Genomic DNA, 10,296 nt, shown 5'->3' on the forward strand with positions numbered 1-10,296 from the left:
GCAACCACGGGCGACGCTCGGTGGGCCGTGTGGTAACCACGGGCGACGCCCGGTGGGCCGTGTGGCAACCACAGGCGACGCTCGGTGGAGTGTCGGACGAAACCCGGTCGAGGGTCCGCCGGGCTCGCACCTAGACTGGCCGCCGTGTCTGCAGCCGATGCCCCCGATCCGACCGACGGTATGCCTGCCCCCGACGGTGACGGGAGTGCCGGCGAGGGCGGCGCGCAGGACCTGAGCCAGGAGTCGATCGAGGGGCACGTCGCGGCCGCGCTGCGCGCCGTCGGCGCGGCGGGCGACCTCGACGAGCTCAAGCAGGCCCGCCTCGCCCACGCGGGTGACCGGTCCCCGCTGGCCCTGGCCAACCGGGCGATCGGTGGGCTGCCGGGCTCGGAGAAGGCCGCGGCGGGCAAGCTCGTCGGCCAGGCGAGGGGGAAGGTCAACCAGGCGCTGGCCGCGCGGCAGGTCGAGCTGGAGGCGGAGCGGGACGAGCGCATCCTCGTGGACGAGGCGATGGACCTGACGGTCGCCCCGGGGCGGCGCCCCCTGGGCCGTCGGCACGTCCTGACCGTGACCGCCGAGCGGATGGCGGACGCGATGGTCGGCATGGGCTGGGAGATCGCCGAAGGCCCCCAGGTCGAGGCCGAGTGGTTCAACTTCGACGCGCTGAACTTCGACAAGGACCACCCGGCCCGGCAGATGCAGGACACCTTCTTCGTCGACCCGGCCAAGGCCGGGCTGGTGCTGCGCACCCACACCTCACCCGTCCAGGCGCGCTCGCTCATCGAGCGCGGTGTCCCGCTCTACGTCGCCGTGCCGGGCAAGACGTTCCGGACCGACGAGCTGGACGCCACGCATACCCCGGTGTTCCACCAGCTGGAAGGGTTGGCCATCGACGAGGGGCTGACCATGGCCCACCTCAAGGGCACCCTGGACCGGCTCGCCGAGGGGATGTTCGGCCCCGGCATCGTCAGCCGCCTCCGCCCGGCCTACTTCCCGTTCACCGAGCCCAGCGCGGAGATGGACTTCCGCTGCTTCGTCTGCCGGGGCGTCGCCACCGACCCCGCGTGCCGGACGTGCGGCGGCACCGGCTGGATCGAGTGGGGCGGCTGCGGGATGGTCAACCAGAACGTCCTCCGCGCGTGCGGGGTCGACCCGGACCGCTACCAGGGCTTCGCCTTCGGCATGGGGGTGGAGCGGACCGCGATGTTCCGCCACGGCATCGCGGACATGCGGGAGATGATCGAGGGAGACGTGCGCTTCAACGCGCAGTTCGGGATGGAGATCTGATGCGGGTTCCGGTCGACTGGCTGGGTGAGTACGTCGCGCTGCCCGAGGGTGTCACCGGCGAGCAGATCGCCGCCGACCTGGTGGCGGTGGGCCTGGAGGAGGAGGGCCTGCACACCAGCGGCGTCGGAGGCCCGCTCGTGGTCGGGCGGGTGCTGGAGCTCACGCCCGAGGAGCAGAAGAACGGCAAGACCATCAACTGGTGCCAGGTCGACGTGGGGGACAGCAACGGCACCGGCGAGCCGCAGGGCATCGTGTGCGGCGCGCACAACTTCGCCGTCGGCGACCTGGTCGCGGTGATCCTGCCGGGCGGCACGCTGACGACCCCCCAGGGTCCGCTCACGATCAGCGCGCGGAAGACCTACGGCCACATCTCGGCGGGCATGATCTGCTCGGTCCGCGAGCTGGGGATCGGTGAGGACCACGACAGGATCCTGGTGCTGCCCCGTCTGCTCCCGGCGGAGGTCGTCGCCGGGCTGTCACCCGGTGACGACCTGATCCGGGTGCTCGGACTCGACCGGGAGACCGTCGAGGTCAACGTCACCCCGGACCGCGGCTACTGCTTCTCGATCCGCGGCATCGCCCGCGAGTACTCCCACTCCACGGGCGCCGCATTCACCGACCCCGCCTCGCTGCCCGTCGATCCCGGCGTCGGGGAGGGGTATGCGGTCCGTCTCGCGGACGACGCGCCGCTCGAGGGTGTGCCGGGGTGCGACCGCTACCTGGCACGGATCGTGCGCGGGATCGACCTGACCCGCACCACCCCGGAGTGGATGGCACGCCGGCTGACCGAGGCGGGGATGCGTCCGATCGGCCTGGCCGTGGACGTGACGAACTACGTCATGCTCGCCCTCGGTCAGCCGCTGCACGCCTTCGACCTCGACACCCTCACCGGGCCGATCGTGGTGCGCCGCACCCGCCCCGGGGAGCGGCTCACCACCCTGGACGACGTGGATCGCGCGCTCGACCCGGAGGACCTGCTGATCACCGACGGCGGCGAGCGCATCCTCGCCCTGGCCGGCGTCATGGGCGGTGAGGACGGCGAGGTGACCCCGGGGCAGACCACGGACGTGCTGATCGAGGCCGCCCACTTCGACGCCCGCACCGTCGGTCGCACGGCCCGCCGGCACAGGCTGTCCAGCGAGGCCGCCAAGCGGTTCGAGCGGGGCGTCGACCCCGACGTCACCGCGGCCGCGGCGCAGCTGGCCGTCGACCTCCTGGTCGAGCACGGTGGCGGCACCGCCGACCCGGCGATCGCCGACGTCGACCAGCGCGCGGACCGCCCGGCCATCGATCTCGACCTCACCATGGCGACCCGCTACGTCGGGGTGAACTACTCCTTCGACCGGGTGCGTGCGCTGCTGACGCTGATCGGCTGCGAGGTGGTGGACACCCAGGATCCGCAGCGGGTCTCGGTGCTGCCACCCAGCTGGCGGCCAGACCTGACCGACGCACCCACCCTGGTGGAGGAGGTCGCCCGGGTCGACGGCTACGACAAGATCCCCTCCGTGGTGCCCCGCGCCGTCGGAGGTCGCGGGCTGACGCACGCCCAGCGCTCCCGGAGGGCGGTCGCCACCGCCCTCGCCGGGCAGGGGCTGCAGGAGGTGCTGACCTATCCGTTCGTGGGTGCCGACCGCTTCGACGAGCTGGGTCTGCCCGAGGACGATCCGCACCGGCGGACCACCCGGCTCGCCAACCCCCTGTCCGACGAGGCACCGCTGCTGCGGACCGCCCTGCTGCAGACGCTCCCGGAGGCCGTGCTGCGCAACGTGTCCCGCGGGAGCAGGGACGTGGCGCTGTTCGAGATCGACACGGTGACCCAGCCGGCGGGAGAGCTCCAGGCCCCGGTGCCAGGGGTCGGGGAGCTGCCCTCCGACGAGGTGCTCGCCGAGATCCGGGCCGCCGTCCCGGCCCAGCCGTGGCACGTGGCGGTGATGGCTGCCGGTCAGGCCGACCGTGCCGGCTGGTGGGGTCGTGGCCGCCCGGTGGACGTCGTCGACGTCGTCGGCTGGGCGCACGCCGTCGCGGACGCCCTGGGCGTGCCGGTCGAGCGTCGACAGGCCGAGCGGGCGCCGTTCCACCCGGGCCGGTGCGTCGAGCTGGTCCTGGCCGACGGGACCCGGGTCGGGTGGGCCGGCGAGCTGCACCCCCAGGTGGTGCAGCGTCTCGGCCTCCCCGCGCGCACCAGCGCCGCGGAGCTGGACCTCGACGTCCTGGTGGCCGCGAGCGACCACCGCACCCAGGTGGCCCCGCTGTCCACGCATCCGCTGGCGACCTCCGACGTCTCCCTCGAGGTCCCTCGTGGGGTGCGCTACGGCGACGTCGAGGAGTCCCTGCGCGCCGGGGCGGGGGAGCTGCTGGAGGCCATCGAGCTCTTCGACGTCTACACCGGCGACCAGGTGTCGCAGGACCGGCACTCGCTCGCCTTCCGGATGCACTTCCGTGCGCCGGACCGGACCCTGACGACCACCGAGGTGAACACCGCCCGGGACGCGGCGGTGGCACGGGCGAGCCAGGACCACGGGGCGGTGCAGCGGTGAAGGTCGCCCTCGTCACCGGGGCGTCCCGAGGGATCGGTGCGCTCGCGACGCGCACGCTGCTCGGGGCCGGGTGGACCGTGGTCGGGATGTCCCGGTCCGGGTCGGTCGACGACGGCGCCGAGGGTATGCCGTGCGACGTCACCGACGCCGACCAGGTCGCCCGCGGGGTCGAGCAGGTGCTCCGGCGGCACGGAAGGATCGACCTGCTGGTCAACAACGCCGGCCTGATCGAGACCGAGGTCCCGCTGTGGGAGTCGGACGTCGACGAGTGGTGGCAGGTGATGGTCACGAACGTGCGCGGGCCCTACCTGCTGACCCGGGCCGTCGTGCCGCACATGATCGCCGCCGGCGGCGGTCGGGTCATCAACATCAACTCCGGTGCCGGGACCCGGGAGCGGGCCGACCTCACCGCATACTGCGCGTCGAAGTCGGCCCTCGCCCGGATCACCGGTGGGGTGGCCCTGGCCGGCGCCGAGCACGGCGTCCGGGCCTTCGACCTCGCGCCCGGCGTCGTCGAGACCGACATGACGCACTCGATGCGGATGCACGAGGGGCGGACCGAGTGGACCGCGCCCGCGGACGTCGCCGACCTGCTGCTCGCCTTCGCCGCGGGCGAGCTCGACGGCTTCTCCGGGCGGATGGTCCGTGCCGGTGCAGACGACCTCGACACGCTGCGTGCGAGGTCGGCGTCGGCCGACGGACTGCCGGACGAGGCGCGGATGCTGCGGCTGATGCCGTGGGGCGAGGACGACCCGGTCGCCGGCTCGCGATGAGCGAGTTCGGTACCCGGCTGGCGTGGTCGGAGCTGCCGGAGGACCTCCACCGCTGGGCCGCGGCGGCGCTCGGTGCGCCGGTCACGACGGCCGTCTCGCAGCCCGCGGGATTCTCTCCCGGCTCCGCCGACCGGGTGGGGACGGCGGGCGGGCGCCGGGCCTTCGTCAAGGCGGTGAGCACCGCACAGAACCCCGACACGCCTGGGTTGCACCGACGGGAGGTGGCGGTGCTGCGCAGCCTCGCGGACGAGGGCGTGGAGGTGGCGCCCGCACTCATCGCCGCCTACGACGACGGCACCTGGGTCGCTCTCCTGACCGAGGAGGTCGACGGGCGACATCCGCACGAGCCCTGGACCGATGCCGACCTGGAGGCGGCCATGGCCGCGTTGAGCGAGATCGGCCGGCACCGGGCGCCGGCCTCGTGGCCGGACCTGGGGGACGAGCTGGAGGTGGAGTTCGCCAGCTGGGCGCGGCTGCGGCAGGTCGCGCCGGACGGGCTCGACCCGTGGGTCGCCGGCCATCTCGAGGAGCTGCACGACCTGTCCCGACGGACGAGCGCCCGGCTGTCCGGGGAGTCCATCGCCCACACCGACACCCGGGCGGACAACCTGCTCGTCCAGCGCGACGGCCGGGTCCGCGTCGTGGACTGGCCGTGGGCCAGCCGCGGCGCCCCGTGGTTCGACGCCAGCGCGCTCCTCGTCGACGTGTGGTGGGCCGGTGCCGTGGACCTTGGGCGGCACCTCCCCGCGATCGAGGCCCTCGGGGCCACCCACGAGGACGTCACCGGGGTCGTCGCCGGTCTCGGCGGCTTCCTCCTCGACGCGGCCCGACGGCCCCCGACGCCGGGTCTGCCGACGCTGCGCGCCTTCCAGCAGTCGCGCGGTGAGGCGGCGGTGCGGCTGCTGCAGGCCCTGTGGGACGGGCGCTGACCGGTGCCTCGCGGCCCGGACCTGGGAGTCAGGCGGTGCGGGCCTCCAGCTCGGCGACCAACCGCCGTCTCGCCGTCGCGCGGTAGGACTCCTCGACCAGCTCGGCGACCTCCTCCCAGTCCGTCTCGTCGTCGAGGTCGACACCGACCCACCCGCTGGGTCCCAGGTAGGCGGGTCGGTAGCAGCGGGGCTCCTCCAGCAGGGCCTGCGCCTCGTCCGGGTGGGGCTTGACCACGAGCGAGGTCGGGTGCTGCTGGTAGGCACCGTCCACCTTGATCGAGGCCCCGAAGTAGGCGAACACCTTGTCGGTGTAGAAGGCCGGGTGTCCGTGGCTGATCTTCTCCGCCGCCCCGGGCAGCGCCAGGCAGAGGGCCCGGAGACGGGTCAGGATCGGGCTGTCGAGATCGACCATGAGCGGGTGCGCCATGTCCGGACGCTAGTCGGTCCCACCGACACTCGAGGCGAACGCATACTCATGCAGTGGACGGTATAGTCGTGCATCGTGACCTCCATACCCATGACCCGCGCGGCGCGCCACCAGCGCATCACGGACCTGCTGGAGCGGCACGCGGTCGGGTCGCAGGGTCAGCTGCTCGACCTGCTCGGCGAGGACGGCATCACCGTGACCCAGGCGACGCTGTCGCGCGACCTGGTGGACCTGGAGGCGGTCAAGGTGCGTCGGGGGCGGCAGCTGGTCTACGCCGTGCCCGGCGAGGGCGGGGACGCGACGCCGCGTCCCGCGCAGGACGCGGTCGAGGTCAGCCACCGGCTCGCACGGCTGTGCCAGGAGCTCCTGGTCAGCGCGCGCTCGGTCGGCAACCAGGTGGTGCTGCGGACACCGCCCGGGGCGGCGCAGTTCCTGGCCTCGGCCATCGACCGCAGCGACGCCCCGGACATCCTCGGCACGATCGCCGGCGACGACACCATCCTGGTCATCACCACCCTCCCCGACGGCGGTCCGGGCACGGCGGAGCGGCTGCTCGGCCTCGCGGCGGAGCCCGAGCACTGAGGGCCGACGGTCGTCGGGGACAATGACTCCATGACCGTGAGCCTGTGGGGAGGCCGCTTCACCGGCGGCCCCAGTGATGCCTTGGCCGCTCTGAGCAAGAGCACCCACTTCGACTGGCGGCTGGCGCCCTACGACCTCGCCGGGTCGCGGGCCCATGCCCGGGTGCTGCACCGCGCCGGCCTGTTGTCGGACGAGGACCTGGCGACGATGCTGGAGGGTCTGGGCCGGCTCCGGCAGGACGTGGACTCGGGTGCCTTCGTCCCGGCCGAGACCGACGAGGACGTCCACACAGCGCTGGAGCGCGGCCTCATCGACCGGGCCGGTCCCGAGGTCGGCGGACGCCTGCGTGCCGGCCGGTCCCGCAACGACCAGGTCGCGGCACAGTTCCGGATGTACCTCCGGGACCAGGCCAGGCTGCTCGGCAGCAAGGTCCTGGCGGTGGTCCAGGCCCTGGTCGACCAGGCGGCGGCGCACCCGGAGGTCGCGATGCCCGGTCGCACCCACCTCCAGCACGCGCAGCCGGTGCTGCTGGCCCATCACCTGCAGGCGCACGCGTGGGCGTTGCTGCGGGACGTCGAGCGGCTGGTCGACTGGGACCGGCGGGCGGCGGTCTCGCCCTACGGCTCCGGCGCCCTGGCCGGGTCCTCGCTGGGCCTGGACCCGGTGTCGGTCGCCCACGACCTCGGTATGCCGCGGGCGTCGGAGAACTCCATCGACGGCACTGCGGCGCGTGACTTCGCCGCCGAGTTCTCCTTCGTCATGGCGATGGTGGGGGTGGACCTGTCCCGCCTGAGCGAGGAGGTCGTCCTCTGGGCGACGGCAGAGTTCGGCTTCGTGACGCTGGACGACGCGTTCTCCACCGGCTCGAGCATCATGCCGCAGAAGAAGAACCCGGATGTCGCGGAGCTGGCCCGGGGCAAGTCCGGACGACTCATCGGGGACCTGGCCGGCCTGCTGGCCACGCTCAAAGGACTGCCCCTGGCCTACAACCGGGACCTCCAGGAGGACAAGGAGCCCGTCTTCGACGCCGTCGACACCCTCGAGGTGCTGCTCCCCGCGGTCTCGGGCATGGTCGCGACCCTCACCTTCCATCCCGAGCGGCTGGAGGAGCTCGCGCCCCAGGGCTTCTCGCTGGCGACGGACGTCGCCGAGTGGCTGGTGCGGGACGGCGTGCCGTTCCGGGTGGCCCACGAGGTGGCTGGGTCCTGCGTGCGCGCCTGCGAGGAGCGCGGGATCGGGCTCGAGGACCTCAGCGACGAGGACCTCCGGGCGATCAGCGAGCACCTGGGACCCGGTGTGCGCTCCGTCCTGACCGTGCCGGGCTCGCTGGCCTCGCGGAACGCCCACGGGGGCACCGCGCCGGTGCGGGTCACCGAGCAGCGTGCGCACCTGCTCAAGCAGATCGCGCAGCTGCGGCACTGGGTCGGTGAGATGCCGGCGATCCGCGACTGAGCGACGACCGTGCCCGCGCGCGAGCCCGTCATGACCGTCTCCGGCGAGCCCGGACGTCGCTGGACGAGGGACGCGCTGGCCCTTCCCGTCCTGCAGGTGGCGCCCGGGCTGCTGGGCTCGCTGCTGACCCATGACGGCGTCACGGTGCGGCTCACCGAGGTCGAGGCGTATGCCGGCCAGGAGGACCCGGGGTCGCACGCATTCCGCGGCCCGACCCCGAGGACCGAGGTGATGTTCGGTGCGGCGGGGCACCTGTACGTCTACCTCAGCTACGGGGTGCACCGTTGCGTCAACGTCGTCACGGGGGAGCCGGGCAGCGCCTCGGCGGTGCTGCTGCGGGCGGGTGAGGTCGTGGACGGAGCTCGCGTCGCGCGCGCGCGCCGGCTGGCCGTGCGCTCCGGCGTCGTGCCGGGACGCGACCTGGCCCGAGGTCCGGGGAACCTGGCCCGGGCCCTTGGGCTCGGCGCGGACCACGACGGGGTGGACCTGCTCGAGGTCGGGGGACCGGTCGACCTCCGGCACGGGCCGGCTCCGGCGCCGGGGGAGGTGCGTCGCGGCCCGCGGGTGGGCGTGAGCGGGCCCGGTGGCAGCGCCGAGCGCTTCCCCTGGCGGTTCTGGCTCCGGTCCGAGCCGTCGGTGTCGGCATACCGCGCCGCACGTCTCCCGAGCCGCGCCACCTCGCGGCACTAGGCTGAGCACTCGACCTGGTGCGGCCGCTGCGCCGCGCCTCCTCCAGCGGAAGGACCCGGAGCGGTGACGAACATCCTCGACGAGCTGCAGTGGCGCGGCCTGGTGGCACAGACCACCGACGAGACCGCCCTGCGCACGGCACTCGGCGCGGGGCAGGTCACCGTCTACTGCGGCTTCGACCCCACCGCGCCCTCGCTGCACTTCGGCAACCTGGTGCAGCTCGTCGTGCTGCGGCACCTGCAGCGGGCCGGCCATCGGGTCATCTGCCTGGTCGGCGGGTCCACCGGGCTGATCGGTGACCCCAAGGCGTCCGCGGAGCGGGTGCTCAAGACCAAGGACGAGGCCGCGGCCAACGTGGCCCGGATCCAGGAGCTGGTGCAGCCGTTCCTGGAGTTCGACGGACCCAACCCGGCCATCATGGTGAACAACCTGGACTGGACGGCCCCGATGAGCGCCCTCGACTTCCTCCGTGACATCGGCCAGCACTTCCGGGTGAACCAGATGATCCGCAAGGACGCGATCGCGGCACGGCTGGAGAGCCAGGACGGCATCAGCTACACGGAGTTCAGCTACCAGCTGCTGCAGGGGCTGGACTACCTCCACCTGTTCCGGGAGTACGGCTGCACCCTGCAGACCGGGGGCCAGGACCAGTGGGGGAACCTCACCGCGGGCGTGGACCTCATCCACCGGGTCGAGGGCGAGTCCGTGCAGGTGCTGACCACGCCCCTGCTGACCGACGAGGATGGCAACAAGTACGGCAAGTCGGAGGGCAACGCGATCTGGTTGTCCGCGGACATGACCAGCCCCTACGCCTTCTACCAGTACTGGATCAACGTCGCCGACAGCGAGACCGGCAAGCTGCTGCGCGTCTTCAGCGACCGGGGAGCGGAGCAGGTCGAGGCGCTGGAGGAGTCCGCACGAGAGCGACCCCACCTGCGCGAGGCCCAGCGGGCGCTGGCCGCCGACGTCACCACCCTGGTCCACGGCCCTGCCGCCACGGAGCAGGTGCAGACCGCGAGCCAGGTGCTGTTCGGCAAGGGTGACCCCGCAGCGCTGGAGCCGAGCACCCTCCGCGACGCCACGGCAGAGCTGCCCGGCGCGGCGGTGGCCGTCGGGACGCCGGTCGTGGACGCAATGGTCGCGACCGGCCTGGCCGACAGCAAGGGAGCAGCCCGCCGGTTGATCGGCGAGGGAGGCGTGAGCGTCAACAACGCCAAGGTGGAGGAGGTCGAGCAGCGGCTCGGCGACCCCGACTTCCTGCACGGCCAGGTGGCGCTCCTCCGGCGTGGCCGCAAGAGCCTGGCCGCGGCACGAAAGGCTTCCTGACCTGCGGATTTGTGGTGCCCTCAGGTCGTGACCTAGAGTTGACCCTCGCCGCACCGACAGGGAGGCACGGACACCGACAGGTGGCCGGTCCCGGGTTCGGCACCGCGCATCCCGACCACCGAGGCAGACGCCCCAGGCGGATTTGACTCGCAGAAGTCAGGGTGCGTAGCCTTGGAGAAAGCCGCGGACATCACGGCGCGAAAGCGCTTGGATCATGGTGTGTGTCCGATTCTTGAGAACTCAACAGCGTGTTTGTTTTTTGATGCCATTTTGTTTGTGCCATGATGCGTGTG

General features: G+C 72.8%; 9 protein-coding genes. 8 read left to right on the forward strand and 1 reads right to left on the reverse strand.

The annotated features are described in order from the left end of the window. Positions 1–180: 180 nt before the first annotated feature. The 4 genes from pheS to FXF60_RS14200 are packed head-to-tail and all read left to right on the forward strand — an operon-like array spanning position 181 to position 5,526. The gene (pheS, locus tag FXF60_RS14185; RefSeq protein ID WP_151526637.1) at positions 181–1,287 is read left to right on the forward strand and encodes a phenylalanine--tRNA ligase subunit alpha; all 1,107 of its coding nucleotides are present in this window, start codon (positions 181–183) and stop codon (positions 1,285–1,287) included. Then, positions 1,287–3,824: a phenylalanine--tRNA ligase subunit beta gene (pheT, locus tag FXF60_RS14190; protein ID WP_151526622.1), complete on the forward strand. Its 2,538-nt coding sequence runs from the start codon at positions 1,287–1,289 to the stop codon at positions 3,822–3,824. The genes pheS and pheT overlap by 1 nt, the downstream gene beginning before the upstream one ends. Beyond that, positions 3,821–4,597 carry an SDR family oxidoreductase gene (locus FXF60_RS14195; protein WP_151526623.1) on the forward strand — a complete coding sequence of 259 codons (777 nt, stop codon included), beginning with the start codon at positions 3,821–3,823 and terminating at the stop codon, positions 4,595–4,597. Before pheT ends, FXF60_RS14195 begins: the two co-directional genes overlap by 4 nt. Next, positions 4,594–5,526, forward strand: coding sequence for a phosphotransferase (locus tag FXF60_RS14200; protein WP_151526624.1), 933 nt, complete (start codon positions 4,594–4,596; stop codon positions 5,524–5,526). The genes FXF60_RS14195 and FXF60_RS14200 overlap by 4 nt, the downstream gene beginning before the upstream one ends. A 28-nt stretch (positions 5,527–5,554) precedes the next feature. Here FXF60_RS14200 and FXF60_RS14205 read toward each other — a convergent pair whose 3' ends face one another. Continuing rightward, on the reverse strand, positions 5,555–5,953 hold the full coding sequence (locus FXF60_RS14205; protein WP_151526625.1) for an MmcQ/YjbR family DNA-binding protein: 399 nt from the start codon (positions 5,951–5,953) through the stop codon (positions 5,555–5,557). Positions 5,954–6,043: 90 nt separating this feature from the next. On the opposite strand from FXF60_RS14205, the gene argR reads away from it, so the two are divergent. The 4 genes from argR (at position 6,044) to tyrS (ending at position 10,003) form a co-directional block, all read left to right on the forward strand. Further along, entirely contained in the window at positions 6,044–6,535 is a 492-nt protein-coding gene (gene argR / locus FXF60_RS14210) for an arginine repressor (RefSeq protein ID WP_151526638.1), read from the forward strand. A 30-nt stretch (positions 6,536–6,565) separates the two neighbouring features. After that, complete coding sequence (gene argH / locus FXF60_RS14215; protein WP_151526626.1) at positions 6,566–7,987, forward strand: argininosuccinate lyase; 1,422 nt, start codon at positions 6,566–6,568, stop codon at positions 7,985–7,987. Between the two features lie 30 nt (positions 7,988–8,017). Continuing rightward, a complete protein-coding gene (locus FXF60_RS14220; protein WP_151526627.1) occupies positions 8,018–8,677 on the forward strand; it encodes a DNA-3-methyladenine glycosylase in 660 nt (219 codons plus the stop codon). Between the two features lie 63 nt (positions 8,678–8,740). Then, complete coding sequence (gene tyrS, locus FXF60_RS14225; protein WP_151526628.1) at positions 8,741–10,003, forward strand: tyrosine--tRNA ligase; 1,263 nt, start codon at positions 8,741–8,743, stop codon at positions 10,001–10,003. Positions 10,004–10,296 lie beyond the last annotated feature (293 nt).

This window comes from Serinicoccus kebangsaanensis (assembly GCF_008919445.1).
Classification (GTDB): Bacteria; Actinomycetota; Actinomycetes; order Actinomycetales; family Dermatophilaceae; genus Ornithinicoccus; species Ornithinicoccus kebangsaanensis.